The organism is Streptomyces lunalinharesii (genome assembly GCF_039532155.1).
GTDB classification, from domain to species: domain Bacteria; phylum Actinomycetota; class Actinomycetes; order Streptomycetales; family Streptomycetaceae; genus Streptomyces; species Streptomyces lunalinharesii.
The window spans coordinates 75,770-102,379 of record NZ_BAAARK010000008.1; the positions used below are offsets into that span (position 1 = coordinate 75,770).

The following is a 26,610-nucleotide window of genomic DNA, read 5'->3' on the forward strand; positions in this document are numbered from 1 at the left end:
CCCGCACGGGCGCGGGCTCAGCGGGAGGCGGAGACCGGGCGCTGCACGCGGATCGACTGGAGCAGCCCGATGGCGATCCACACCGCGAACATCGAGGTGCCGCCGTACGAGACGAACGGCAGCGGCAGACCGGTGACGGGCATGATCCCCAGGGTCATCCCGATGTTCTCGAACGCCTGGAAGGCGAACCACGCGATGATCCCGGCGGCCACGATCGTGCCGTAGAGCTCGCCGGTCTCGCGGGCGATCCGGCAGGCGCGCCACAGCACCACGCCGAGCAGGAGGATGATCAGGCCCGCGCCCAGGAAGCCCAGTTCCTCGCCGGCGACCGTGAAGATGAAGTCGGTCTGCTGCTCGGGGACGAACTGGCCGGTGGTCTGGCTGCCGTGGAAGAGGCCGGAGCCGGTCAGTCCGCCGCCGCCGATGGCGATCCGGGCCTGGTTGGTGTTGTAGCCGACGCCGGCCGGGTCCAGGCTCGGGTTGGCGAACGCGGCGAACCGGGCGATCTGGTAGGCGTCCAGCAGCCCGAGCTGCCAGATGGCGAGGCAGCCGACGACGCCGGTGCCCAGCAGGCCCAGGATCCAGCGGTTGGAGCAGCCGCTGGACAGCAGCACGCCCAGGATGATGGCGCCGAGCACCATCACCGAGCCGAGGTCGGGCATCAGCAGGATCACGGCGACCGGGATCGCGGCCAGCCCCAGGGCCTGGAAGACCGTGCGGTGGTCGGGGTGCGGGCGGTCACCGGCGTCGACCCGGGCCGCCAGGATCATCGCCATGCCCAGCGTGATGGTGATCTTGGTGAATTCGGCGGGCTGGAGGGAGAAGCCGCCGGGGATCGCCAGCCAGGAGCGCGAGCCGTTGATGGTGGCGCCCAGCGGCGTCAGCACCAGCATCGCCAACACCACCGAGAGGCCGAACAGGATCGGGACGGCGCCGCGCAGGGTCCGGTGGCCGAGCCAGATGGTGCCGGCCGCCAGGGCCATGCCGATGGCGGTGTTGAGCAGGTGGTGGACGAAGAAGAAGTACTCGTCGCCCTTGTTGAGTTCGGTGCGGTTGCGGGTGGCGGAGAAGATCAGCACGGACCCCATCAGGGACAGCACCAGGCAGGACAGCAGCAGTATCCAGTCCAGCTTGCGCACCACGGAGTCGCGGGCCGTCAGCCGGCCCCAGACGCCGAGGTCGGGGCCGTAGCGGCGGACGGAGAAGGTCCGGGAGAAGGGCGGTGTGGTCACTACTGGGGGCTCCCCGAGGGGGACGGCGACGGGTCGGCCGGCGGCTTGATGGGCGGGGCGATGATGGTGCCGTCGTTCTGGATCTTGGGCAGTTTGGCCTCCGGCTTCGGCAGCAGCGCGGCCTTCTCGTCGATCTCGCCCTTGTCGTTGACGCCGTAGAGCGCGTTGTAGAGGTTGCGGACGGCCGGGCCGGAGGCACCGGAGCCGGTACCACCCTGGGAGATGGTCATCACGATCGCGTAGTCCTTGGTGTACGTCGCGAACCACGAGGTGGTCTGCTTGCCGTAGACCTCGGCGGTACCGGTCTTGGCGTGCATCGGGATCTTGTCCTGCGGCCAGCCCTGGAAGCGCCAGGCGGCGGTGCCCCGCTCGGTGACGCCCTGGAGGGCCGCGTCGATCTGCTGGATCGTCTGCGGGCTGTCCGGCAGGTGCCCGTGCGACTTGGGCTCCAGCATCTGCACCTTGTTGCCGTTGGGGCTGACGACGGCCTTGCCGACGGTGGGGTTGTAGAGGGTGCCGCCGTTGGAGAGCGCCGCGTAGATCGTCGCCATCTGGATCGGGGTGACGAGGGTGTCGCCCTGGCCGATCGCGTAGTTGATGGAGTCGTAGGCGTGCAGCTTCATGCCTTCGAGGCAGTTCTCCCGCGCGAGCTTGGAGACGTAGTCGTTGGCGTCCTTGGGGTGGGCGCACCAACTGTCCTTGTTCGCCTTCCAGAAGGCGTTCTTCCACTGGCGGTCGGGGACCCGGCCGGTCACCTCGTTGGGCAGGTCGATGCCGGTCTCCTTGCCGAGACCGAACTGGTGGGCGGTCTTGTAGAACCAGTCCTTGGGGGTCTGGACCGGCTTGTCACCGCCGTCCTTCTTCCACTCGTCGTGCCCGAGCCGGTAGAAGACGGTGTCGCAGGAGACCTCCAGCGCCCGCCCGAGGCTGATGTCGCCCTGCGATTCGCCCTCGAAGTTCCGGAAGACCTGGCCGCCGATGCTGTACGAGCTGGTGCAGGGGTAGTGGCCGTCGAAGGGGTAGCCGGCGTTGACCGCGGCCGAGGTCGAGATGACCTTGAAGATCGAGCCGGGCGCGGCCTGCCCTTGGATGGCGCGGTTGAGCAGCGGGTAGTTGGAGTCCTTGCCGGTGAGCTTGGCGTAGTCCTTGCCGGAGATCCCGCCGACCCAGGCGTTGGGGTCGTAGGTGGGGTTGGAGGCCATCGCCACCACCCGGCCGGTCTTCGCCTCCATGACGACGACGGCGCCCGAGTCCGCCTTGTAGTTGGTGCCGGTGTTCCGGTCCATCTGGGTGCGGGCGTCCTTCATGGCCTGGTCGAGCTGCTTTTCCGCTATGGCCTGGACGCGGGCGTCGATGCTGGTGACCAGGGTCGAACCGGCCTGGCCCTTGTCGCTCTTGGCCTGGCCGATGACCCGGCCGAGGTTGTCGACCTCGTAGCGGGTGACGGCGGCCTTGCCGCGCAGGAAGTCGTCGTACTGCCGCTCCAGCCCCGAGCGGCCGATCTGGTCGGAGCGCAGCAGCGGCGACGGGCCGTCCTTGGCCTTCTTGATCTCCTCGTCGGTGACCGGCGAGAGGTAGCCGAGGACCTGGGCGGTGTTGGCCTTGCCGAGGGCGGGGTAGCGGCGGACGGCGGTGGGCTGGGCGCTGATGCCGGGGAAGTCCTCGGAGCGCTCGCGGATCTGCAGGGCCTGTTGGGTGGTGGCCTTGTCGGTGATCGGGATCGGCTGGTAGGGCGAACCGTTCCAGCAGGGCTGTGGCGTCTTGGCGTCGCAGAGCCGGACCTTGTTGCGGATCTCCTGGGTCGGCATGCCGAGCACCTTGGCGAGCCGGCCGAGCACCGCCTTGCCGTCGTCCTTCATCTTCAGCAGGTCGGTGCGGCTGGCGGAGACCACCAGCCGGGTCTGGTTGTCGGCCAGCGGCACCCCGCGCGCGTCGAGGATCGAGCCGCGGGTGGCGGGGTCGATGACCTGCTGGACGTGGTTGGACCTGGCCTTGGCCGCGTACTCCTGGCCGTTGCGGATCTGGAGGTACCAGAGCCGCCCGCCGAGCGTCGCCAGCAGGGAGAAGACCAGGATCTGAATCGCGATCAGCCGGATGGTGACCCGGGAAGTCTTCCCCGTCTCGGGAATGTTGCTCACAGGCGCTTGACCCCCTTGATGCCCTTGACCCCCTTGGCGCGTCCGCCCCGGGCCGGCTTGGGCACCCGGCCGGTACGGATCGCCTTCATCGCGTTGCGGCTGGCCTTGAGGCCGGTGCCGGTGGTCAGCCAGCCGTACGCCGGCTGCCGGCCGGCCATCCCGCCGCCGGCGGCGGCGTCGGTGGCCAGCGGATCGTGTTCGGTTCTCCGCGCCAGCGCCATCACCAGCGGCACGGTGAACGGGGCCAGCAGCAGGTCGTAGAGGGTGGCGCTGAGCAGCAGCCCCACCAGGCCGACGTGCCGGGCCGCGGTGTCACCGACCAACGAGCCGACCCCCGCGTACATCAGGGTCGAGCCGACGGCGGCGCCGATGACGACCACCAGCGGCAGGGTCGCCGAGCGGTGCTGGCCGTTGTCCGGCTTGGTCAGCCCCGCGACGTAGCCGATGACGCACAGCACCAGGGCGTAGCGGCCGATGGCGTGGTCGGCGGGCGGGGCGAGGTCGGCGAGCAGTCCCGCGCCGAAGCCGATGAGCGAGCCGCCGACGTGGCCGTAGACCAGGGCCAGGCCCACCACGACCAGCATCAGCAGGTCCGGTACGGCGCCCGGCAGTTGGAGTCTGGCGAGGATGCTGACCTGGATGATCAGGGCGACCACCACCAGCGGGGTGGCGAGCAGGATCCGGTTGATGCGCATCGGTCAGCTCCTGGGTGAAGCGCTCGCGGAGGGGGTGGCCGTCACGGTGACCGTCGGCGTCGGCCGGGGCTTGACCGGGGGCGGCAGCACGGTGTCCCGCGGGTCCTTGCGGGGCGGCTGGACGACGATGCCGACGACGTCGAGCGACGAGAAGGAAACGAACGGCCGGACCTGGAGGGAACGGGTCAGGTCGCCGTTGAGCGGCTCGACCTTGACCACCGTGCCGACCGGGACGCCGGGCACGAACGGCTTGTCCTTGCTGGAGCCGAAGGTGACGAGCCGGTCGCCCTGCTTGACGTCGGCGCGGCCGTTGAGCAGCTGGACGCGGAGCGAGCGGACGCCCTGGCCGTTGGCGAAGCCGATCTCGTTGGTCTTCTCCATCCGGGTGCCGACCGTGAACTCCGGGTCGGCGGCGAGCAGCACGGTGGAGGTGTGCGGGGTGACGGTGGTGATCCGGCCGACCAGCCCGTCGCCGTTGAGGACGGTCATGTCGCGGGCGATACCGTCGCGGCTGCCGGCGTCGACGGTGACGGTCCAGGAGAAGCCCTGTGCGGACCCGATCGCGATGACCTCGGCGCCCTTGATCGCGTACTGGCCGGTGGCCGCGGTCTTGAGGATCTTGTCGAGCTCGGCGGCGCGGTTGCGCGTGCGGTCGGGGGTGCCGAGCTTGAGCTTCAGGGCGGCGTTCTCGTGCTCCAACTGGCGGATGCGGCTGTGGCGCTGGCCTGCGTCCCGGACGGCGCTGACGGCGTTGCCGACCGGGTTGACGACGCGGGCCACGCCGCGCTCCACCGGGCCGAAGGCGGAGGCGGCGGCTTGCCGGGCACCGTCGAGCGGGGACTGTTCACCGCCGCGGATATCGACCGTGATCAACGCGAACGCGATCGCGATCAGCAGCACCAGCAACAGCCGGCTCTCTCGTGTGTCCCTCACGTGCGGCGGCCGTGTCCTTCCTCGTAGGACCGGCCGGCTGCGGGCCCCGCCGGTCTCGTTCGGGGGTTGAGCATTGTGCCTTGCTGTGACGGCGCCGTGGTGGAACGTCAGTGCACCGTGTCTGTGGGGGCGTTGCGCTATGGGGCAGCGATCCGGCGGACGGATCGGCTGCTTGTCCAGGGTGCCCGACCCGCGCGAACGCCGTGTGACGTCCGCGCGACGGGTCGGGACCCGATGGTCAGCGGCGCGGCTGCGAGTCCAGGACCTGCTGGAGCGCCTCGAACTCCTCGACACACTTGCCGGAACCGAGCGCGACGGAGTCGAGCGGGTCCTCGGCGATGTGGATGGGCATGCCGGTCTCGCGGCGCAGCCGCTCGTCGAGGCCGCGCAGCAGGGCGCCGCCACCGGTGAGAACGATGCCGCGGTCCATGACGTCACCGGACAACTCCGGCGGGCACTTGTCGAGGGTCGTCTTGACCGCGTCGACGATGGAGTTGACCGGCTCCTCGATGGCCTTGCGGACCTCGGCGGCCGAGATGACGACGGTCTTGGGCAGGCCGGAGACCAGGTCGCGACCGCGGATCTCGGTGTGCTCGTCCTGTTCGAGGTCGTACGCCGAACCGATGGTGATCTTGATGGACTCGGCAGTGCGCTCGCCCAGCAGGAGGCTGTACTCCTTCTTGATGTGCTGGATGATCGCGTTGTCCAACTCGTCGCCGGCGACCCGGATGGACTGGGCGGTGACGATGCCGCCGAGCGAGATGACCGCGACCTCGGTGGTACCGCCGCCGATGTCCACCACCATGTTGCCGGTGGCCTCGTGGACCGGCAGGCCCGAACCGATGGCGGCGGCCATCGGCTCCTCGATGATGTGCACCTGGCGGGCGCCGGCCTGGGTGGACGCCTCGATGACCGCGCGGCGCTCAACTCCCGTGATACCGGAGGGAACGCAGACCACGACCCGCGGGCGGGCCAGGTAGCGCCGCTTGTGGATCTTGAGGATGAAGTAGCGGAGCATCCGCTCGGTGATCTCGAAGTCGGCGATCACGCCGTCCTTCAGGGGCCGCACCGCGACGATGTTGCCGGGGGTCCGGCCGATCATCTTCTTCGCCTCGGCGCCGACGGCCAGGATGCCGCCGGTGTTGGTGTTGATGGCCACGACCGACGGTTCGTTGAGGACGATGCCGCGGCCCCTGACGTACACCAGCGTGTTGGCGGTCCCGAGGTCGACAGCCATGTCACGGCCGATGAACGACATGTTGTTCCCCATGAGGATACGTCTGGCCTTCCCAACTGGAGCGAATGCTTACTTTGAGGTCGGCAGGAGGTGATGCGCTGTGAGGCGCGGAAGCCTCCATCGTAGTTCGTTGTGTTCCCACACGAACACGGCGGGAGGCCGTTCCGCCATTGTCAGCCGTACACGCACCCGCCCCCCTTAATGGTGACGTCGTGTCGCGGGAACGCGTTCCCCCGCTCGCGGCGAATACACCGAGGGGCGACCGATGATTTCATCGGTCGCCCCTGGTCACAAGGGGGTTGGCAGCTAACTTCGGATCAAGAAATGCCGGGGAAGAAAATCTTGATCTCGCGCTCGGCGGACTCTTCGGAATCCGAGGCGTGGATGAGATTTTCTCGGGTGATCGTTCCGAAGTCCCCACGAATGGACCCACTCGGCGCGGCAATCGGGTCAGTCGGACCGGCCAGCGCGCGAACGCCCTCGATGACCCGCTCGCCCTCGACGACCAGCGAGACGACCGGTCCGGAGGACATGAACGCCACCAGCGGCTCGTAGAAGGGCTTGCCGACGTGCTCGGCGTAGTGCTGCTCCAGCAGCTCGCGGTCCAGGGTGCGCAGCTCCAGCGCGGTGATCGTCCAGTTGGCCTTGCGCTCGATGCGACGGATGATCTCGCCGATCAGACCGCGCTTGACGGCATCGGGCTTGAGGAGGACGAGGGTGCGCTGGCTCACGAAGGGACTCCCTGGTATTTGAACGACGGGTCAGCGGTGCCTCGAGGCTACCGGCACCGCGCACCCGCCCTTCACCCGCCCACCCACGCCCCCGCGGCGGGGGCGACGGCGGCGGGGGCTCAGCCGGCCGCGGCCGGCTCCGCCTGCGCCGCGAAGCGGGCCTTCGCCTCGTCGACCTTGCGCCCGAAGTGGACCGAGGTCCACCACAGGGCGGCGAAGACCGCACCGAGGAAGTACATGGTGGGGACGACCAGGCCGCTGGCGATCAGTGCGATCTGCAGCGCCCAGCCCAGCTGGACCCCGCCGGGGCGGGAGAGCATCCCGCACAGCAGCAGGCTCAGCAGCATCGCGATGCCGCTGACGATCCAGATGGTGGCCCGCGAGATGTCGGTGACCTGCATCGCGACCAGACCGGCGAAGCCGATCACGAAGAACTCGCCTATCAGGGTGCTGGCACACAGCGTGCGCATGGTCAGTTCCTTCCCAGGAGCAGCCGGGCCTCGCCGACCGTGATCACCGAGCCGGTCACCAGGACCCCGGCTCCGGAGAACTCGCCCTCTTCCTCGGCGAGGGTGATCGCCGCCTCCAACGCGTCGTCCAGCCGCGGCTCGACCTGGACCCGCTCGGCCCCGAAGACCTCCACGGCGATCGCGGCCAGCTCGTCCGGATCCATCGCCCGCTGGCTGGAATTACGCGTCACCACGACCTCGGCGAAGATCGGCTCGAACGCCTCCAGGACGCCCCGGACGTCCTTGTCGGCGCTGGCGCCGACGACCCCGATCAGCCGGCTGAAGCCGAACGCCTCGGTGACCGTCTCGGCCGCGGCCCGCGCGCCGCCCGGATTGTGCGCGGCGTCCAGCACCACCGTGGGGCTGCGCCGGACCACCTCCATCCGGCCGGGCGAGCTGACCGCGGCGAACGCGGAGCGGACGGTGTCGATGTCGAGGGTGCGGGCGTGGCCCGCGCCGACGCCGAAGAACGCCTCGACGGCGGCGAGCGCGACCGCGGCGTTGTGCGCCTGGTGGGCGCCGTGCAGCGGGAGGAAGACCTCCGGGTACTCGCCGCCCAGGCCGCGCAGGGTCACCATCTGGCCGCCGACCGCCACCTCGCGGGCGAGCACCCCGAACTCCATGCCCTCGCGGGCGACCGTGGCGTCCACCTCGACGGCGCGCTTGAGCATCACCGAGGCGGCGTCCACCGGCTGCTGGGCGAGGACGACGGTGGCGTCCTTCTTGATGATCCCGGACTTCTCCCCGGCGATCTGCTCGGGCGTCTCGCCCAGCCGGTCGGTGTGGTCCAGCGAGATCGGGGTGACCACGGCGACGTCGCCGTCGATGACGTTGGTCGCGTCCCAGGTGCCGCCCATGCCGACCTCGACGACCGCGACGTCCACCGGGGCGTCGGCGAACGCGGCGTACGCCATCGCGGTGAGCACCTCGAAGAACGACAGGCGGTGCTCCTGCTGTGCGTCGACCATCTCCACGTACGGCGCGATGTCGTGGTAGGTCTCGATGAAGCGCTCGGCGGAGATGGGGCTGCCGTCCAGGCTGATCCGCTCGGTGACGGACTGGACGTGCGGGCTGGTGTAGCGGCCGGTGCGCAGCTCGAAGGCGCCGAGCAGCGCCTCGATCATGCGGGCCGTGCTGGTCTTGCCGTTCGTGCCGGTGATGTGGAGGGACGGGTAGGCGCGCTGCGGCGAGCCCAGGACGTCCATCAGCGCGGCGATGCGCTCGATCGACGGGTCGAGCTTGGTCTCGCCCCAGCGGCCGCCCAGCTCCTCCTCGACGGCCCGCAGCGCGCGGTCGACCTCGGGGTCGGCAGGGCGGGCGGGGACCTGGTCCCCCTGCGGCGGTCCGGCCTGCGCGCGCAGGGTCCGGCTGCCGGCTTCGATCACCGCGAGATCGGGGTCGCGTTGCGTCTCGGCGTCGACCATCTCGTCGAAGGCGTCGGCCGGGTCGGGAGTCGGGTCGGGATCGTCGTTCTGGGGGCGCTCGCTCACGACGACAAGTCTACGAGGCGCCACCGACAACGGGCCGGCGCCGCCCCCGCGGCACCGCTCCCCCGCTCCCGCCCCGGTCCGGCCGTGCCCCGGTCAGGACAGCGCCGCCTGCATCATCGCCTTGGCGATCGGGGCGGCCAGGCCGTTGCCGGAGACCTCGTTGCGGGCCGCGTGCCCGTCCTCGACCATCACGGCCACCGCGACCTGGTGCCCCTTGCCGTCGTCCGCGTAGGAGACGAACCAGGCGTACGGGGTGCCGCTGTTGTCGACGCCGTGCTGGGCGGTGCCGGTCTTGCCGCCGACGGTCACTCCGTCGATCTTCGCGTTGGAACCGGTGCCCTTGTCCACGACCGTCTGCATCGCCGAACGCAGCTGCGCGGCGGTCCGGCTCGACATCGCCTGGTGGTAGGTCTTCGGGTCGTTCTGCTGGACGGTGTTGCCGCCGCCGTCGGTGAGCTTGTCGACCAGCTGCGGGGTCTTCAGGTCACCCCCGTTGGCGATCGCCGAGGCGACCATCGCCATCTGGAGCGGGGTGGCCTGGTCGTCGAACTGGCCGATGCCGGAGAGCGCGGTCTGCGCCTGGTCCATGGCGGAGGGGTAGACGCTCTTGGTGGCGCGCACCGGGACGTCCATCTTGGCGTCGTTGAAGCCGAACTTCTCGGCCTGCGCCCGCACCTTGTCCTTGCCCAGGTCGACCGCCATCTTCGCGAAGACGGTGTTGCAGGAGTACTGGAGCGCGGTGCGGATGGTGGCGTTCTCGCAGGGCGCCGAGGCGCTCTCGTTGGTCAGCTGGGTGCGGGTGTTGGGCAGGGTGTACGGGTTGGGGCTCGCGGTGGGCTGGTCGACCGAGGAGTACAGGCCGTTCTCCAGTGCGGCGGCGGCGACCACCAGTTTGAAGGTGGAGCCGGGCGGCAGCGGCTGGCGCAGCGCGCGGTTGAGGTTCGGCTGGGCGGCGTCGTTCGTCAGGGCCTGCCACGCCTTCTGGTCGGCGGTGCCGGAGCCGGCGAACTTCCCCGGGTCGTACGACGGGGTGCTGACCATGCCCAGGATCCGGCCGGTCGCCGGGTCCAAGGCGATGGCCGCGCCGGTCTTGCCGCCGAGCGCCTCGTAGCCGGCCTTCTGCACCTTGCCGTCGATGGTGGTGGACACGTCGCCGCCCTTGGGGCGCTCGTGCAGCAGGGTGTCGGCGGGGTTCTGGAGCCGGCTGTCGCTGCCGCCGAGCAGGTCGCCGTAGAGGCTCTCCAACTGGGTGCTGCCGAAGATCTGCGAGGAGAAGCCGGTGACCGGGGCGTAGAGCGGGCCGTCCTTGTAGGTCCGCTTGTACTTCAGGGAGGAGGAGGTGGCGGCGGAGCCGGTGACCGGTTGGTCGTCGACGAGGATGTTGCCCAGCGGCCCGGAGTACTTGGCGATGTTCACCCGCGGGTTGTGCGGGTCCTCCCGGTAGTCACTGGCCTTCGCGCCCTGGATCCACGTGGCCCAGCCCATCAGCGCCAGGACCAGGGCGAGGCAGAAGACCGAGATCCGTCGCAGGGGTCTGTTCATGGGGCGCGGCTCCTGGGTGCTGGGACGGGACCGGACGTGCGTTTCCGCCGGAACTCCGGCATTCCGATCCACGGTGCCTCGCCTTCATGAGAGCGTCATGAGAACCGCCTACCACCTGGATGTGAGCGATCGGACCGTCGAACGGGACAACCTTTCCGCCGCGCGGGGCCCTCTTGCACGGCGGGGTCTGGAACGCCCCCCGGACCGCGCGCACCGCGGTCGTCGCACATCGGGAAAGCAGGAGCTGAAGAGGCGTGCCGGCAATCAGTCAGCGGATGCATTTGGTGCTGCTCACCGCATGGACCGTGCTGTGGTTCATGATCGTCGAACCGCACGGAGGCTTCTCCTGGCACTACCTGCGCACCGGTGGCGAGCTGATCTACCAGGGCAGCTCCGGCGACGGCACCGGCGGCCTCAACCTCTACGCGCACCACCCCGAGCTCCAGATGGGGCCGATCAGCTTCCTGACGGCCGGGCTGTTCAACCCGTTCCCGGAGGCCACCGGCCAGTTCCTCGCCGCGGCCCTGATGTCCGCACTGGGCCTGGTCATCCTGGTACTGGCCGGCCGCAGCGCCGCCCACCACTTCCTGGGCACCGGCACCAACCACCAGCGGCTGCGGCAGCGGGTGCTGATCGCCGGGCTGGCGTTCATCCCCATGTGGATCGAGGTCGCGGTCCGCTTCGGGCACCTCGACGACGTCCTGGCACTGTTCTTCACCGCCCTCGCGGTGCGTGCCGTCACCAGCGGCAACGCCGCCCTGACCGGGGCCTTCCTGGCGCTGGCGATGGACTCCAAGCCGACCGCGCTGGCCTTCGTCCCGCTGCTGCTGGCGCTCCCCCGGGACCGGTGGCTCAAGGCCGCCCTGTGGTGCGCCGGGCTGGTCGCCGTCGCCTGGCTGCCGTTCTTCCTCGGCGACGCCCAGTCCTTCGCCGCCGCCAAGTTCGCCATCCCCAACCAGCCGGCGTCCGCCCTGCGCTGGCTGGGCGCCGACGATCCCGAGACGCCCGGCTGGGTCCGTCCCGCGCAGTTCGCCCTAGGGCTGGTGCTGGGCGGCCTCGCGGTCTGGCGGGGCCGCTGGGCGGCGGTGGTGCTGCTCGGCGCCAACGCCCGGATCGTCCTGGACCCCAGCGTCTACACCTACTACACCGCGTCGGTGCTGCTCGGCACCCTGCTGTGGGACGTCATCGGGCAGCGCCGGCTGGTGCCCTGGTGGAGCTGGCTGGCGCTGCTCATCCTCTACGGCAGCGTCTTCGCCGTCCCGGACGACGCCGCGCGGGGCCTGATCCGGCTGGCGTTCGTGGCGGTCTCGACGGCGTACGTCCTGCTCTGGCCGGTCCGCGAGCGCGGCAACCGCGGCGGACGGCGGGGACGGCGCAGGCCCCCCGCCCATACGGACGAGGGGCCTGCACAGGGGGCTGCGGGAGCCGGCACCTGGCCGGCTCCGCCGGCTACGCGGTGGGCAGGGCCGCCACCTGCGCGGTGATCCGCGCGATGTCGGCCTCGGCGGCCGCCTTGCGGGTCCGGATCTTCTCCTTGACCTGCTCGGGGGCCTTGGCGAGGAACGCCTCGTTGCCGAGCTTGGCGGTGGTCTGGGCCAGCTCCTTCTCGGCCGCCGCCAGGTCCTTCGTCAGCCGCTTGCGCTCCGCCTCGACGTCGATCGCACCGGACAGGTCCAGGGCGACGGTGGCGCCGGCGACCGGCAGGGACGCGGTGGCGGTGAAGTCCTCGCCGGTGGGCGTCAGGCGCAGCAGCGAGCGCATGGCGGCCTCGTGCGGCGCCAGCGCCGTACCGGTCAGGTCCAGCCGCGCGGGGACCTTCTGACCCGGCTGCAGGCCCTGGTCGGAGCGGAACCGGCGGACCTCGGTGACGACCTGCTGGACGGTCTCGATCTCCCGCTCGGCCGCCGCGTCCCGGAAGCCGCCCGGGGCGTCCGCCCCAGGAACGACCACAGCCTTCGGCCACTCGGCGATGACCACCGACTCGCCGCCGGTCAGGGTCGTCCACAGCGTCTCGGTGACGAACGGGACGACCGGGTGCAGCAGCCGCAGGGTGACGTCCAGGACCTCGCCCAGCACGCGGCGGGAGGCGTCGGCGGCCGGGCCGCCCGCCATGAACGTCGTCTTGGACAGCTCCACGTACCAGTCGAAGACCTCGTCCCACGCGAAGTGGAAGAGGGTGTCCGACAACTTGGCGAACTGGTAGTCGTCGTAGTACGCGTCGACCTCGGCGACGACCGAGTTGAGCCGGGAGAGGATCCACCGGTCGGTCGCCGACAGGGCGTCCGCGGGCGGCAGTTCGCCCTGCACCGTCGCGCCGTTCATCAGCGCGAAGCGGGTGGCGTTCCAGATCTTGTTGGCGAAGTTGCGGGAGCCCTGGACCCAGTCCTCGCCGATCGGCACGTCGACGCCCGGGTTGGCGCCGCGGGCCAGGGTGAAGCGGACCGCGTCCGAGCCGTAGGCGTCCATCCAGTCCAGCGGGTTGACCGCGTTGCCGAAGGACTTGGACATCTTCTTGCCGAACTGGTCGCGGACCATGCCGTGCAGCGCGATGGTGTGGAACGGCGGGGTGCCGTCCATCGCGTACAGCCCGAACATCATCATCCGGGCGACCCAGAAGAAGAGGATGTCGTAGCCGGTGACCAGGACGGAGTTCGGGTAGAACTTCTCGACGCTCGGGGTCTGCTCGGGCCAGCCCAGCGTGGAGAACGGCCACAGCCCGGACGAGAACCAGGTGTCGAGGACGTCGGTGTCCTGGTGCCACCCCTCGCCGGTGGGCGCCTCGTCGTCGGGGCCGACGCAGAGGACCTCGCCGTTCGGCCCGTACCAGACCGGGATGCGGTGGCCCCACCACAGCTGCCGCGAGATGCACCAGTCGTGGAGGTTGTCGACCCAGCCGAAGTACCGGGACTCCATCTCCTTGGGGTGGATCGCGACCTTGCCGTCGCGGACCGCGTCACCGGCGGCCTTCGCCAGCGGGCCGACCTTGACCCACCACTGCATCGACAGCCGCGGCTCGATGGTGGTCTTGCAGCGCGAGCAGTGCCCGACGGAGTGGGTGTACGGGCGCTTCTCGGCGACGATCCGGCCCTCGGCGCGCAGCGCACCGACGATCGCCGACCGGGCCTCGAAGCGGTCCAGCCCCTGGAACGGGCCGTGCGCGGTGATCACGCCGCGCTCGTCGAGGACGGCGAGGTTCGCCAGGCCGTGGCGGCGGCCGATCTCGAAGTCGTTCGGGTCGTGCGCCGGGGTCACCTTGACCGCACCGGTGCCGAACTCCGGGTCGACGTGCTCGTCGGCGACGACCGGGATGCGGCGGCCGGTCAGCGGCAGCTCGATCTCGGTGCCGACGAGGTGCGCGTACCGCTCGTCCTCGGGGTGGACGGCGACGGCGGTGTCACCCAGCATCGTCTCGGCGCGGGTGGTGGCCACGACGATCGAGCTGTCCCCCTCGCCGTAGCGGATCGAGACCAGTTCGCCGTCGTCGTCCTGGTACTCCACCTCGATGTCGGAGATGGCGGTCAGACAGCGCGGGCACCAGTTGATGATGCGCTCGGCGCGGTAGATCAGCTCGTCGTCGTAGAGCCGCTTGAAGATCGTCTGGACGGCCTTGGAGAGGCCCTCGTCCATGGTGAACCGCTCGCGCGACCACGCGACGCCGTCACCGAGCCGGCGCATCTGGCCCGAGATCTGGCCGCCCGACTCGTCCTTCCACTGCCAGACCCGCTCGACGAACGCCTCGCGCCCCAGGTCGTGACGCGAGGCGCCCTCCTTGGCGAGCTCACGCTCGACCACGTTCTGGGTGGCGATGCCGGCGTGGTCCATGCCCGGCTGCCAGAGCGTCTCGTACCCCTGCATCCGCTTGCGGCGGGTCAGGGCGTCGATCAGCGTGTGCTCGAAGGCATGGCCCAGGTGCAGCGAGCCGGTGACGTTGGGCGGGGGGATGACGACGGTGTACGGCGGCTTCTCGCTCTTCTCGTCCGCCTCGAAGTAGCCCCGCTCTACCCAGCGCTCGTACAGCGGCCCCTCTACATCGGCCGGCGTGTACTGAGTCGGCAGTTCGGGGACGCTGTGCTGGGGCTGCTGAGTGTTCTCGGTCACGACCGACAGTGTACGGGCGCGCGTGGAGCGGCTTCGAATCGGTTTCGCCCCCGAGGCACCGGTTGTCAGCAGCGTCATACAGGATGGCGGCAACGCATCACCACGCACCCGGATGTCACCCGCGGCATCCCGGCGTCACCAGCAGTCACGAGGGGAACCGCTCCATGAGCTACAACCAGCCGCCGCCGGGTCCGTACGGGCAGCAGCCCCCGCAGCCGAGCCCCTACGGCCAGCCGCAGCCGCCCGCCCCGCAGCCCGGTTACGGCTACCCCCAGCAGGGCCCCCCGGTGCCGCCGCAACAGGGCGGCCCGGTACCTCCCCAGCAGGGCTACGGCTACCCCCAGCAGGCCCCGCCCCAGCAGTTCCCGCCGCAGCAACAGTTCCCGCAGCAGCAGTACCCGCAGCAGGCCCAGCAGCCGCCCTACGGCCAGCCCCCGCAGCCCCAGTACGGCCAGCAGCCGCCCTACGGCAACCAGCAGACGCCCTACGGGACGATCCCCCAGGAGCCGGAGTCCGGCGGCAACGGCAAGAAGATCGCCCTGATCACCGGCGGGGTCGCGGTGGTCGCGGCGATCGCCGTCGGCGCCTACTTCGCCTTCGGCTCGGGCGGCAAGGTGAAGCCGTACACGATCGCCCTGCCGGACAAGCTGCTCAGCGGGCAGTTCAGCAAGGACACCACGGGCGGCGCCGTGGGCAGCCCCACGGACTTCTCGAACGACAAGGAGATGAAGAAGTTCGGCATCTCCAACGGCAAGGGCGTCGGCGGCAAGTACAAGGACGTGGCCGGACTGGGCATGTCGGTGAGCGGCATGTACGGCGACGTGGCCGACCCGCAGGGCGCCGTGACGCAGGCGTTCGCCCAGTTCAACACCAACCTCGCGAAGGGCGGCTCCACCCCCAGCAGCCCGAAGGTCGAGGACGTCACGCCGCTCACCGAGTACTCGCCCAGCGACTTCGACGGCTCCGTCATGAAGTGCGAAACGAAGAAGCTGACCTACTCGGCGAGCGGGATCTCCGTGCCCATCACCGCCTCCGTCTGCATGTGGGGCGACAACAGCGCCCTCGGCGTCGTCACCATGATGGCCGCGCCGAACCCCAACGGCGGTGGCTCGGCCACCACCCCCGGCGCCGAGCAGCTCGCGCAGAAGACCGCCAAGATCCGCAACGAGGTCCGCAAGGAGAAGTAGCGGCGGCACGGCCCCACCACCGCATGCCGCGCCTTTGCCACGGTCCCGTCCCCCCACACCGCAGAACCGCCCGACAGCAACTCGGCTGTCGGGCGGTCCTGTTGGGAGGCGTACGCAGGAGGGGCGGCTACGCGCTCTTCTCCTGGGGCTCGCCGGAGTCACCGCGGGTGCGCGGGACCAGGGTCGGGTTGACGTTGGAGTGCACCACGTCCGCGGTGATGACGACGCGGGCGACATCCTTGCGGGACGGGATCTCGTACATCACCGCCTGGAGGACCTCCTCCATGATGGCGCGCAGGCCGCGGGCGCCGGTGCCGCGGAGGATCGCCTGGTCGGCGATGGCCTCCAGGGCCGGGCGGTCGAAGTCCAGCTCCACGCCGTCGAGTTCGAAGAGTCGCTGGTACTGCTTGACCAGGGCGTTGCGCGGCTCGACGAGGATCTGCAGGAGCGCCTCGCGGTCGAGGTTGTGGACCGAGGTGAGGACGGGGAGACGGCCGATGAACTCCGGGATCATCCCGAACTTCACCAGGTCCTCCGGCATCACGTCCTGGAGCTGGTCCTTGGACTCGATCTCGCGCTTGGAGCGGATGGTGGCGCCGAAGCCGATGCCCTTGGCGCCGGACCGGGCCTCGATGATCTTCTCCAGCCCCGCGAAGGCACCGCCGACGATGAACAGCACGTTGGTGGTGTCGATCTGGATGAATTCCTGGTGCGGGTGCTTGCGGCCGCCCTGCGGCGGCACCGAGGCGGTGGTGCCCTCCAGGATCTTCAGCAGCGCCTGCTGCACGCCCTCGCCGGAGACGTCCCGGGTGATCGACGGGTTTTCGCTCTTACGGGCGACCTTGTCGATCTCGTCGATGTAGATGATGCCGGTCTCGGCCTTCTTGATGTCGAAGTCCGCGGCCTGGATCAGCTTGAGGAGGATGTTCTCGACGTCCTCGCCGACGTAGCCCGCCTCGGTCAGTGCCGTCGCATCGGCAAAGGCGAAGGGGACGTTGAGCATCCGGGCGAGGGTCTGCGCGAGCAGGGTCTTGCCGGAGCCGGTGGGGCCGAGCAGCAGGATGTTGGACTTCGCCAACTCGATGCCCTCGTCGCCGCGGCCCGGGCCGTTCTCGCCCGCCTGGACGCGCTTGTAGTGGTTGTACACGGCCACGGAGAGCGCCTTCTTGGCGGGCTCCTGGCCGACGACGTAGCCGTTGAGGAACTCGTAGATCTCGCGCGGCTTGGGGAGTTCCTCCCAGCGCACCTCGGAGGTCTCGGCGAGCTCTTCCTCAATGATCTCGTTGCAGAGATCGATGCACTCGTCGCAGATGTACACACCAGGTCCCGCGATGAGCTTCTTCACCTGCTTCTGGCTCTTTCCGCAGAACGAGCACTTGAGCAGGTCGCCGCCGTCACCGATGCGTGCCACGAGGTGAATCCCCTTCGCCTGGGATCCGCATTGCTCCGCGGACCCGGGTGCTTGCCTATCGACGGTACCTTGCCGGGCCCCCCGTACGGGCCCCCCTTGGACCGACTCGGTTCACTCGGTCCAAGGGGGCAACACTCCGGCGCAATTCGCGAAGATCGCGATCAGACCGAGACGGAGCTCTTCCGCGTGGAGACGATCTGGTCGACCAGACCGTACGCCAGGGACTCCTCGGCGGTCAGGATCTTGTCACGCTCGATATCCTCGCGGATCTTCTCGATCGGCGTGGACGAGTGCTTGGCCAGCATCTCCTCCAGCTGCGTGCGCATCCGCTGGATCTCGCGGGCGGCGATCTCCAGGTCGGATACCTGGCCGCGGCCGGTCTCGCTGAACGGCTGGTGGATCAGGACCCGGGCGTTGGGCAGCGCCATGCGCTTGCCCGGGGTGCCGGCCGCCAGCAGCACGGCCGCGGCGGAGGCCGCCTGGCCCATGCAGACGGTCTGGATGTCGGGCTTGACGAACTGCATCGTGTCGTAGATCGCCGTCAGCGCCGTGAAGGAGCCACCGGGGCTGTTGATGTAGACCGAGATGTCGCGGTCCGGGTCCATCGACTCCAGGCACAGCAGCTGCGCCATGACGTCGTTGGCGGAGGCGTCGTCGATCTGCACCCCGAGGAAGATCACCCGCTCCTCGAAGAGCTTCGCGTACGGGTCGTACTCGCGCACGCCCTGCGAGGTGCGCTCGACGAAGCGCGGAACGATGTAGCGGGACTCCGCGGGCATGCCGGAGAACTCGGCCTGCGCGCGCTCGTAGAAACCGCTTCCGGGGAAGTTGTTCATCTGGAGGTTCACCGTCCTGGTGGCGAAATGGGGCTGGGGGTCGACTGCGGGGCGTGGGCCAGGGCTCAGGCCCCGGTGCCGCCCCCGCCCGGAACGCCGACGGCGGAGGGCATGACGTCGTCGATGAGGCCGTACGCCTTGGCCTCCTCGGCGGAGAACCAACGGTCACGGTCGGCGTCCCTGGTCCACTGCTCCAGCGTCTGGCCGGTGTGCAGGGCGGAGAGCTCGCCCAGGCGCTTCTTGGTGCGCAGCAGCTGCTCGGCGTGGATCTTGATGTCCGAGGCCGAGCCGGCCAGGCCCGCGGACGGCTGGTGGATCAGGATCTCCGCGTTCGGCAGCGCGAAGCGCTTGCCGGGGGTGCCGGCGCTCAGCAGGAACTGCCCCATCGAGGCGGCGAGGCCCATGGCGATGGTGACCACGTCGTTCTTGATGTACTGCATGGTGTCGTAGATCGCCATGCCCGCCGTGACCGAGCCGCCCGGCGAGTTGATGTAGAGGTAGATGTCCTTGTCCGGATCAGCGGCGAGGAGAAGCAGCTGCGCCGTGATCTTGTTGGCGATGTCGTCGTCGACCGGCTGGCCGAGGAAGATGATCCGCTCGCCGAGCAGCCGGTTGTAGACCTGGTCGCCGAGGCCACCGAAGGTCGGCTCAGCGGCGGCGGAAGGCATCGGGATCGTCACGTGTCCACCTGCTCGTTGTCGGACGGCTCGGGGCCGTCTCAGCGTCGTCTTCAGGGGCCGGGGACCGCGCCGCGTGCTGCGTCCGGCGCGCTTTCAGCAAGTCCCCTGCCCTCGTATCTACGGACCCTAACGCGCAGGTCGGACAACGCCATCCCAGACCGATAACTGTTCGCTGTGAGCGCAGGCTCACGGACCGGGACGACACACGGGCCCGAACACGCGGACGTGCGCGTTCGGGCCCGTGATCAGTCGGTCAGCGGTACGGCCGGGGCTCAGCCCTCGGACTTCTCCGCCTTCTCGTCGGCACCCTCGGCCTCGGCGACGACGGCCTCGGCGGCCTCCGTCTCCTCCTCGTCCTCCAGGTCGACGACCTCGCCGTTGGTGTCCTTGACCGCGGCCGCCTCGACGACCACCGCGAGGGCCTTGCCGCGGGCGACCTCGCCCACCAGCATCGGCACCTGGCCACCCTCGACGACCGCCTGGGCGAACTGGTCGGGGCTCATGCCGGAGGACTGCGCACGCCGCATGAGGTGCTCGGTGAGCTCCTCCTGGCTGACGTTGAGCTTCTCCTTGTTGACCAGCTCGTCGAGGACGAACTGGGTCTTGATGCCCTTCTCCGCCTGCTCCTTGGTCTCGGCGTCGAACTCTTCCTCGGTCTTGCCCTGGATCTCCAGGTACTTCACGAGGTCGAGGCCCATCTGGCCGAGCTGGTGGTGCTCCAGGTTGTGCTTGCGGGTGCGGATCTCGTCCTCGAGCAGCTTCTCGGGGATCGGGACCTCGATCAGCTCGAGCAGCGCCTCCAGGACCTTCTCCTGGGCCTGGGTCGCCTGGTCGAACTTCTTCATCCGCTCAAGGCGCTTGCGGCTGTCCGCCTTGAGCTCGTCGAGGGTGTCGAACTCGCTCGCCATCTGGGCGAACTCGTCGTCCAGCTCGGGGAGTTCGCGGGCCTTGACCTCGGTGACGTCCACCTTGACTGAAGCCTCCTTGCCCTGGGCGGAGCCGCCCTTGAGCTCGGAGGTGAAGGTGGCGCTGCCGCCGGCCTCCAGGCCGGTGACGGCCTCGTCGATGCCGTCGAGGAGCTCACCGGAGCCGATGGTGTAGCTGACGCCGTTGGCGATGCCGTCGGCCAGCACCTCGCCCTCGACCTTGGCCTCCAGGTCCACGGTCACCACGTCGCCGTCGACGGCGGCGCGCTCGACCACGGCGGTGGTGGCGAAGCGCTCGCGGAGCTGCTCGACCGACTTCTCGACGTCCTCGTCCGACACCTCGACGGCGTCGACCTCGACCTCGATGCCGGAGTAGTCCGGGATCTCCAGGGTCGGGCGGATGTCGACCTCGGCGGTGAAGGCCAGCAGCTCGTTGTCCTTGAGCTCGGTGATGTCGACCTCGGGCTGGCCGAGGACGTTGAGCTCGGCCTCGTTGACCGCGTTGGTGTAGAACTTCGGGAGCGCGTCGTTGACGGCCTCTTCCAGCACGGCGCCGCGACCGAACCGCTGGTCGATGACGCGGGCCGGGATCTTGCCGCGACGGAAGCCCTTCACCGTGACCTGCTGGTTGATCTTCTTGTACGCCGCGTCGAGGCTGTCCTTGAGCTCCTCGAAGGGCACCTCGACAGTGAGCCGAACCCGGGTCGGGTTCAGGGTCTCCACGGCGCTCTTCACGGTTCGGTCTCCTTGGGCTGACTTCGGGGGTTTTGCTTGAGATCCGCCGGCGTCCGGTCATTTCCCGGCCCGGCCGATCGCGCCCGGTACAGAGACATACGGGCACGCAGCTTGCATAGTAACCGCAAGGAGGAGGGCACCCACAACGCGATCTTGAACGGTCGCTTATGCCCGCTTTCCGTCGCGCGGGCCGCGTACCTACTGGTCGGGGTGGCCGGATTCGAACCGACGACCTTCCGCTCCCAAAGCGGACGCGCTACCAAGCTGCGCCACACCCCGTCGGTGCGACACGTAGGGTACATGGCCGCGGACCGTGTGGCTGCCCGTTGTTGAGGAGCGCGGTGCGGTGTGCACTCGACCGCCTCCACCCGCTACGATGCTCTGCGTGCCGGGGTCCCACCGACCCGTTGGCGCTCGCGGGCGTAGCTCAATGGTAGAGCCCCAGTCTTCCAAACTGGCTACGCGGGTTCGATTCCCGTCGCCCGCTCACGAGAGAGACCCCCGGGCCGTCCGCCCGGGGGTCTTCGCGTTCCCCCGGTGCGGCCCACGGCGGCACCGCCCCGCAGCGCCACTTCTCTCCTGCAACGGGAGTCCCTAGGGTGGCCCGCATGGAGATCTGGCTCAATCCCGCGTGCTCCAAGTGCCGTGCCGCGGTGGAGATTCTGGACGCCGAGGGCGCCCACTACACCGTGCGGAAGTATCTGGAGGAGCCGCCGGGCGCGGACGAACTGCGTGCCGTACTGGAACGACTGGGCCTGGAGCCCTGGGACATCACCCGGACCCAGGAGGCAGAGGCGAAGGAACTGGGCGTCGGGGCGTGGGGGCGCACCGACGCCGAACGGGAACGGTGGATCGAGGCGCTGGCCGCGCACCCGCGGTTGATCCAGCGGCCGATCATCACCGCCGACGACGGATCGGCGCTGGTGGGGCGCAGCGAGGATGCCGTACGCGACGCAGTGACGCGGACCGGGGGCGGACGGACCCCCTGACGTCCGGTCTGCCGACCATGAGCGTTCCGGGCGCAGCCCTAGAACGTGATGTGGTTGATGGTCTGCGCGATGGAGTTCAAGAATCTGTTGATCGACGGCGCCATGCCCGTGGAGGCAAGGAAGAAGCCGAAGAGTATGGCGACGAATGCCGGTCCGGCCTTGATCGCCTTCTGTCTGATCAGTACGACCAAAATGATGCCCAACATCAGGACAACTGATAGCGACAGAGCCACAACTGATCACACCCTCGGTCGGAACGCCTCACCGGCCCTGGGGCATGCCGCGCACACCCCCGGCACCCATCGTGCCACCAACTCCCTGCCCATTGCAGGCGGGTGACGAATCATCGGCCAACGCTTTGCTCGTTCCCGATTGTTCATTCCGAGCGGCTTCCGAGCGGTCCGAGGGGCTCCCACACCCCCTCGGACCGGCCCCCAAACGCCCGCGCACCGCCGCACAACGGTCACTGGTTAATGGTTTGGTAACCTAAGTATTGACCAGTTCTTGACGCTGTCTTGACCTCGTGTGCGACCGGGACGTGCCCGGAGTCACACTGACGGCGCGCTGACGACCAGGAGGAACGGGCCCATCGGACACGCAGACACCCTGATCGCCATGGGCGGTGCCTTCCTCGCCGCCGCCGTCCTCGCCCGCCTGGGCGGGCGGATCGGACTCCCCACCATCCCCCTGTTCATCCTGGCCGGAATCCTGCTCGGCCCGAACACCCCCGGCATCGTGCTGGTCGCCGACCCGCACGACCTGGAGATGCTCTCCCTCCTCGGCCTGGTGCTGCTGCTCTTCTACCTGGGCCTGGAATTCCACGTCGACGACCTCAAGACGGGCGGGCGCCGGATGGCGTTGGCCGGTGGGGCGTACCTGACGCTGAACGTCGGCGCCGGGCTCGGCTTCGGCTTCGCGCTGGGCTGGGGCACCTCCGAGGCGCTGGTGCTCGCCGGGGTGCTCGGCATCTCGTCGTCCGCGATCGTCACGAAGGTGCTGGTCGACACCGGCCGGCTGGGCAATCCCGAGACCAAGCCGATCCTCGGCATCATCGTCGTCGAGGACATCTTCCTCGCCCTGTACCTGGCCGCGCTGCAACCGGTGCTCTCCGGAGCGGACTCGCTCGCCTCGGCGGCGCCGGCCGCCGGGAAGGCGTTCGGCTTCCTGCTGCTGCTTGCCGCGGCGGCCCGTTGGGGCACCCGGGTCGTCGGCCGGTTGATCGCCACCAAGGACAACGAACTGCTGGTGATCTCCTTCCTGGGCGCCGCCGTTCTGGTCGCGGGGGTCTCGGAGTGGTTCGGGGTCGCGGACGCCATCGGGGCGTTCATGGTGGGGCTGATGCTCGGCGGGACGAGTTCCGGGCCGCGGATCCGGAAGCTGGTGCATCCGCTGCGGGACGCGTTCGGGGCGATCTTCTTCTTCGCGTTCGGGCTCTCCATCGACCCCGGGGACCTGCCGAGCGTGGTGTGGCCGGTGCTGATCGCGGTGGCGCTGACCCTGCTGATGAACGTCCTCGCGGGGCTGGTCGCGGCCCGGATCTACGGCTTCGGGCCCGGACCGGCCGCGAACATCGCCACCGCGCTGCTGGCCCGCGGCGAGTTCGCGCTGATCCTGGCCACGATGGCGGCGGCGGCCGGACTCGACGAGCGGCTGGCCCCGTTCATCGCCGGCTACGTGCTGGTCCTGGCCGTCCTCGGCCCGCTGGCGGCCGGCCGCTCCGGGGTGCTGGCCCGGGTGCTGCCGGGCGGCGGCGCGGCGGCACCGGAGGCAGCGGACGCGGCGGATACGGCGGCGGTCAGCTGTCCCGACAGATCAGCAGCAGTGCCCGGTCGTCGTTGACGTCCTTGGCGACGGCCTCTATGAGGTGCCAGGCGGCGCCGGCGAAGCCGCCGTGCACGTAGCGCTCGGCCTCGCCGGTCAGCCGGTCGATGCCCTCGGCGATGTCGCGGTCGGCGGCCTCCACCAGGCCGTCGGTGAACAGCATCAGGACGTCGCCGGGGCGCAGCGTGCCCTTGACCGGGTCGAACTGGGCGCCGTCGTAGACGCCGAGCAGCGGCCCCTCCCCCGCCTTCTCCTCCCAACGGCCGGTCCCGGCACTGAGTTGGAGGCCGGGGAGGTGTCCCGCGGAGAACAGCTCGTAGTCGCCGGACTCCAGGTCGAGGACGAGGTGGACGGAGGTGGCGAAGCCCTCGTCCCAGTCCTGGCGCAGCAGGTAGCCGTTGGCGGCCGGCAGGAAGCCGTGCGGCGGGAGCGAGCCGAGCAGGCCGCCGAAGGCGCCGGAGAGCAGCAGCGAACGGGACGCCGCGTCCATGCCCTTGCCGGAGACGTCGGTGAGCACGACCTCCAGGACGTTGCCGTCCTGGGTGCGGGAGGCCACCACGAAGTCGCCGGAGAAGGACTGGCCGCCGGCCGGCCGGAGCGCCATCTCGTGGTGCCAGCCGTCCGGGAGCTTGGGCAGCTTGCTCTGTACGCGGATGCGTTCGCGCAGGTCGAAGAGCATGGTGCCGCCGCGCCGCCAGGGCACCCCGACCCGGCTGCGGAACTGCGCGACCAGGAGCCCGGAGAGGCCGACCGCGGCGACCACCAGGACCGTGCCGGGAGTGATCCGGTCCCGCCCCTCGTCGTACGGGCCGAACAGTGCCGCCTCGACGATCAGGGCGACGGCGGAGGTCGCGTACAGGGCGAGGAGGTTGGCCGGCCGCAGCAGCAGTCCGCCGGCGATGATCGGGAGGACCAGTGCGGTCGGCGCGATCCACTCCGGGTGCCAGAGGGTGCCGAGGGCGATGGCCGGGATGGCGGCGAGCAGGGCGGCCAGGGCGACCCAGTCGGAGCCGTCGCCGCGGAAGTAGTCGACCCCGGCCTTGCGCACGCCGATCCGGGCCCGGTGCAGCCGTTTGCGCATCCGGGCCTTGAGGCTTTCCGCTCCCGCGCCGCGTGTCATTGTGCTGGGACCTTATCCACCCGTTCGGCGGCGCGTCGATTCGTTGCACGTCACCCCGGGGAATTGCGGGGAATTCGCGTTCGAAATGCGGTCGCGCGGCCGGAGGGGCGGCTGCTAGGGATGGCTCATGACAACAGAGTTGCGGCAGTTGCGGGACGCCGAGTGGGATGCCTGGTACGACAAGCTGGACGTGGCGTTCGGCGGGGTTCCCGACGGGCCGGAGCGACGCGCGTGGTGGCGGTCGATCACCGAGGTCGAGCGGGCGTTCGCGGTCCGGGACGGCGCGGAGATCGTCGGCACCGGCGGATCGTTCTCGTTCGGACTAACGGTGCCGGGCGGCGCGGAAGTGGCCGTGGCCGGGGTCACCCTGATCAGCGTCCAGCCGACCCACCGGCGGCGCGGCGTGCTGCGCTCGATGATGCGGCACCAGCTGGCGGACGTGCACGAGCGCGGGGAGGCGCTGGCGGTGCTGACCGCCACCGAGCCGGCGATCTACGGGCGGTTCGGGTACGGCCCGGCCACCCAGGAACTGCGGATGAGCGTGGACACCGTCCGGCTGGCCGCGCCGGAGCTGCCCGGCGTGGACGGCGTCCGGCTGCGGCTGGTGGAGCCGGAGGCGGCGCTCGCCGCGTGCGAGGAGGTCTACGGGCGGCTGGTGCCGACCCGACCCGGGATGCTGGCGCGCCGCCCGCACTGGGAGCGGCTGGGGGTGCTCGACCCGGCGGACGAGCGGCAGGGGACCGGTCAGCTCCAGTGCGTGGTGGCCGAGGTGGACGGCGAGGTGCGGGGCTACGCCCGGTACGCCGTCAAGCCCGATTGGAGCCACGCCGGGCCGTGCGGCACGGTGCTGCTGCGCCAGCTCGACGCGCTGGATCCGGTGGCGTACGCGGCGCTGTGGCGCTATCTGTTCGGGATCGACCTGACGTCGTCGGTGCAGGTGCGTGGTCGGCCGGTGGACGATCCGCTGCTGCACCTGGTGGCCGACCAGCGGCGGTGCGGGCTCGGGGTGCGGGAGGCGTTGTTCGTCCGGCCGGTGGACGTCGGGGCGGCGCTGGCGGCGCGGACGTACCAGGCGCCGGTGGACGTGGTGCTGGAGGTGGCCGACGACGTCTGTCCGTGGAACGCGGGGCGCTGGCGGCTGTCCGGGGACGCGAAGGGCGCGAGCTGCGAGCGGACCACCGATCCGGCCGAACTCGCGCTGCCCGTAGGGGAGTTGGGATCGGCCTACCTGGGCGGGTTCGCGTGGTCGGGGCTGGCCGCGGCCGGGCGGGTGCGCGAGGTGCGGCCCGGGGCGTTGGGGGCGGCGTCGGTGGCGTTCGGGTCGGACGTGGCGCCGTGGTTGCCGCACAACTTCTGACGGGTGCCGGCGCCGTCCGCAGCGTCGGTCAGGGGCGGGCGGCGGCGGGCTGGCAGCCGGGGCACCAGAAGAGGTTCCGGGCGGCGAGGTCGGCGGTGCGGATCTCGCTGCCGCAGAGGTGGCAGGCGGCGCCGGTGCGGCGGTAGACGTAGACCTCGCCGCCGTGGTCGTCGACCCGGGGCGGGCGGCCCATGGCCTCCGGGGTGTGCTCGGGGCGGACGGTGTCGATCCGGTTGTTCTGCACGCCCTGTCGCATCAGGGCGACCAGGTCGGCCCAGACGGCGTCCCACTGGTCGCGGCGCAGGGCGCGGCCGGGGAGGTAGGGGTCGATGCCGTGCCGGAAGAGGACCTCGGCGCGGTAGACGTTGCCGACGCCGGCGATCACCTTCTGGTCGAGCAGCAGCGCCGCGACGGTGGTGCGGCTGCGGGCGATCCGCTGCCAGGCGCGGTCGGCGTCGTCGTCCGGGCGCAGCGGGTCGGGGCCCAACCGCTCGTGTATCGCCTGCTTCTCGGCGCCGGTGATCAGTGCGCAGGCGGTGGGGCCGCGCAGGTCGGCGTGGTGGCCGGCGCCGACCAGCCGGAGCCGGACGGTGTCGGTGGGCGGCGGGGCCGGGGTGGTGCCGAAGCCGAGCTTGCCGAAGAGGCCGAGGTGGACGTGGATCCAGCGGTCCGGGCCGAAGCCGAGGAAGAGGTGCTTGCCGTGCGCCTCGGCCGTCTCCATGACCTGGCCGTCGACGAGCGCGGCGCCCTCGGCGAACTTGCCCTGCGGGCTGCTCGCGCGGACCGTCCGTCCCTGGAACCGCTCGCGGTGGTCCGCGGCCAGGCGGTGGATCGTGTGCCCCTCGGGCATGGGGTGGTGTCCTCCGGACGGATGGCGGTTTCGGGTGCGGCCGGGTGCCGGCGTGCCCACCCGTTCCGCCGCGCGGTACGGGTGGGCACGGGC

The 26,610-nt window shown here is 70.2% G+C and carries 22 protein-coding genes and 2 tRNA genes; 6 read left to right on the forward strand and 18 right to left on the reverse strand.

The genetic code is table 11. The annotated features are described in order from the left end of the window. Positions 1–17: 17 nt before the first annotated feature. The 9 genes from ABD385_RS15170 to ABD385_RS15210 form a co-directional block, all read right to left on the reverse strand. A complete protein-coding gene (locus tag ABD385_RS15170; RefSeq protein ID WP_344575832.1) occupies positions 18–1,232 on the reverse strand; it encodes an FtsW/RodA/SpoVE family cell cycle protein in 1,215 nt (404 codons plus the stop codon). Further along, a complete protein-coding gene (gene mrdA / locus ABD385_RS15175) occupies positions 1,232–3,370 on the reverse strand; it encodes a penicillin-binding protein 2 (protein ID WP_344575833.1) in 2,139 nt (712 codons plus the stop codon). Before mrdA ends, ABD385_RS15170 begins: the two co-directional genes overlap by 1 nt. After that, a complete protein-coding gene (mreD, locus tag ABD385_RS15180) occupies positions 3,367–4,065 on the reverse strand; it encodes a rod shape-determining protein MreD (RefSeq protein ID WP_344575835.1) in 699 nt (232 codons plus the stop codon). The genes mrdA and mreD overlap by 4 nt, the downstream gene beginning before the upstream one ends. A 3-nt stretch (positions 4,066–4,068) precedes the next feature. After that, entirely contained in the window at positions 4,069–4,998 is a 930-nt protein-coding gene (gene mreC / locus ABD385_RS15185) for a rod shape-determining protein MreC (protein WP_344575836.1), read from the reverse strand. 238 nt (positions 4,999–5,236) lie between these two features. Continuing rightward, a complete protein-coding gene (locus ABD385_RS15190; protein WP_003985182.1) occupies positions 5,237–6,256 on the reverse strand; it encodes a rod shape-determining protein in 1,020 nt (339 codons plus the stop codon). Between the two features lie 296 nt (positions 6,257–6,552). Then, a complete protein-coding gene (gene ndk, locus ABD385_RS15195; protein ID WP_344575837.1) occupies positions 6,553–6,966 on the reverse strand; it encodes a nucleoside-diphosphate kinase in 414 nt (137 codons plus the stop codon). A gap of 119 nt (positions 6,967–7,085) precedes the next feature. After that, positions 7,086–7,436 carry a DUF4233 domain-containing protein gene (locus ABD385_RS15200; RefSeq protein ID WP_344575838.1) on the reverse strand — a complete coding sequence of 117 codons (351 nt, stop codon included), beginning with the start codon at positions 7,434–7,436 and terminating at the stop codon, positions 7,086–7,088. Positions 7,437–7,438: 2 nt separating this feature from the next. Then, positions 7,439–8,965, reverse strand: coding sequence for a bifunctional tetrahydrofolate synthase/dihydrofolate synthase (gene folC, locus ABD385_RS15205; RefSeq protein ID WP_344575839.1), 1,527 nt, complete (start codon positions 8,963–8,965; stop codon positions 7,439–7,441). Between the two features lie 93 nt (positions 8,966–9,058). Continuing rightward, positions 9,059–10,507 carry a peptidoglycan D,D-transpeptidase FtsI family protein gene (locus ABD385_RS15210; RefSeq protein ID WP_344575841.1) on the reverse strand — a complete coding sequence of 483 codons (1,449 nt, stop codon included), beginning with the start codon at positions 10,505–10,507 and terminating at the stop codon, positions 9,059–9,061. Between the two features lie 275 nt (positions 10,508–10,782). Between ABD385_RS15210 and ABD385_RS15215 the strand changes: the two genes are divergently transcribed. Then, positions 10,783–11,991 (forward strand): hypothetical protein, encoded by a 1,209-nt coding sequence (locus ABD385_RS15215; protein ID WP_344576131.1) that lies wholly within the window; start codon positions 10,783–10,785, stop codon positions 11,989–11,991. Here ABD385_RS15215 and ABD385_RS15220 read toward each other — a convergent pair. Next, positions 11,957–14,605, reverse strand: coding sequence for a valine--tRNA ligase (locus ABD385_RS15220; protein WP_344575843.1), 2,649 nt, complete (start codon positions 14,603–14,605; stop codon positions 11,957–11,959). The genes ABD385_RS15215 and ABD385_RS15220 overlap by 35 nt on opposite strands. Positions 14,606–14,769: 164 nt before the next feature. Between ABD385_RS15220 and ABD385_RS15225 the strand changes: the two genes are divergently transcribed. Next, positions 14,770–15,792, forward strand: a complete 1,023-nt coding sequence (locus tag ABD385_RS15225; protein WP_344575844.1) for a hypothetical protein — start codon at positions 14,770–14,772, stop codon at positions 15,790–15,792. A gap of 127 nt (positions 15,793–15,919) precedes the next feature. Here the strand turns inward: ABD385_RS15225 and clpX are convergent, their stop codons facing one another. The 5 genes from clpX to ABD385_RS15250 form a co-directional block, all read right to left on the reverse strand. Beyond that, positions 15,920–17,203, reverse strand: coding sequence for an ATP-dependent Clp protease ATP-binding subunit ClpX (clpX, locus tag ABD385_RS15230; protein WP_016574019.1), 1,284 nt, complete (start codon positions 17,201–17,203; stop codon positions 15,920–15,922). Positions 17,204–17,364: 161 nt separating this feature from the next. After that, positions 17,365–18,039 (reverse strand): ATP-dependent Clp protease proteolytic subunit, encoded by a 675-nt coding sequence (locus ABD385_RS15235; protein ID WP_344575847.1) that lies wholly within the window; start codon positions 18,037–18,039, stop codon positions 17,365–17,367. 65 nt (positions 18,040–18,104) lie between these two features. Beyond that, a complete protein-coding gene (locus ABD385_RS15240; RefSeq protein ID WP_344576133.1) occupies positions 18,105–18,707 on the reverse strand; it encodes an ATP-dependent Clp protease proteolytic subunit in 603 nt (200 codons plus the stop codon). 284 nt (positions 18,708–18,991) lie between these two features. After that, the gene (gene tig, locus ABD385_RS15245) at positions 18,992–20,380 is read right to left on the reverse strand and encodes a trigger factor (RefSeq protein ID WP_344575849.1); all 1,389 of its coding nucleotides are present in this window, start codon (positions 20,378–20,380) and stop codon (positions 18,992–18,994) included. A gap of 202 nt (positions 20,381–20,582) precedes the next feature. Beyond that, positions 20,583–20,659, reverse strand: a tRNA-Pro gene (locus ABD385_RS15250). 137 nt (positions 20,660–20,796) lie between these two features. Here ABD385_RS15250 and ABD385_RS15255 point away from each other — a divergent pair. Continuing rightward, positions 20,797–20,867: transfer RNA gene (locus ABD385_RS15255), tRNA-Gly, on the forward strand. A 121-nt stretch (positions 20,868–20,988) separates the two neighbouring features. After that, positions 20,989–21,369 carry an arsenate reductase family protein gene (locus ABD385_RS15260; RefSeq protein WP_344575850.1) on the forward strand — a complete coding sequence of 127 codons (381 nt, stop codon included), beginning with the start codon at positions 20,989–20,991 and terminating at the stop codon, positions 21,367–21,369. A 38-nt stretch (positions 21,370–21,407) separates the two neighbouring features. Here ABD385_RS15260 and ABD385_RS15265 read toward each other — a convergent pair whose 3' ends face one another. Beyond that, the gene (locus tag ABD385_RS15265; protein ID WP_037635111.1) at positions 21,408–21,602 is read right to left on the reverse strand and encodes a hypothetical protein; all 195 of its coding nucleotides are present in this window, start codon (positions 21,600–21,602) and stop codon (positions 21,408–21,410) included. A gap of 382 nt (positions 21,603–21,984) precedes the next feature. On the opposite strand from ABD385_RS15265, the gene ABD385_RS15270 reads away from it, so the two are divergent. Next, on the forward strand, positions 21,985–23,208 hold the full coding sequence (locus tag ABD385_RS15270) for a cation:proton antiporter (protein WP_344575852.1): 1,224 nt from the start codon (positions 21,985–21,987) through the stop codon (positions 23,206–23,208). Here the strand turns inward: ABD385_RS15270 and ABD385_RS15275 are convergent. Continuing rightward, positions 23,165–24,310, reverse strand: a complete 1,146-nt coding sequence (locus ABD385_RS15275) for a PP2C family protein-serine/threonine phosphatase (RefSeq protein WP_344575854.1) — start codon at positions 24,308–24,310, stop codon at positions 23,165–23,167. The two genes, ABD385_RS15270 and ABD385_RS15275, sit on opposite strands and share 44 nt — an antisense overlap. Before the next feature lie 127 nt (positions 24,311–24,437). On the opposite strand from ABD385_RS15275, the gene ABD385_RS15280 reads away from it, so the two are divergent. Continuing rightward, positions 24,438–25,667, forward strand: a complete 1,230-nt coding sequence (locus ABD385_RS15280; RefSeq protein WP_344575855.1) for a GNAT family N-acetyltransferase — start codon at positions 24,438–24,440, stop codon at positions 25,665–25,667. A gap of 28 nt (positions 25,668–25,695) precedes the next feature. On the opposite strand, the gene ABD385_RS15285 is transcribed toward ABD385_RS15280, so the two are convergent. Then, positions 25,696–26,517: an Fpg/Nei family DNA glycosylase gene (locus tag ABD385_RS15285; RefSeq protein ID WP_344575857.1), complete on the reverse strand. Its 822-nt coding sequence runs from the start codon at positions 26,515–26,517 to the stop codon at positions 25,696–25,698. Positions 26,518–26,610: the final 93 nt, after the last annotated feature.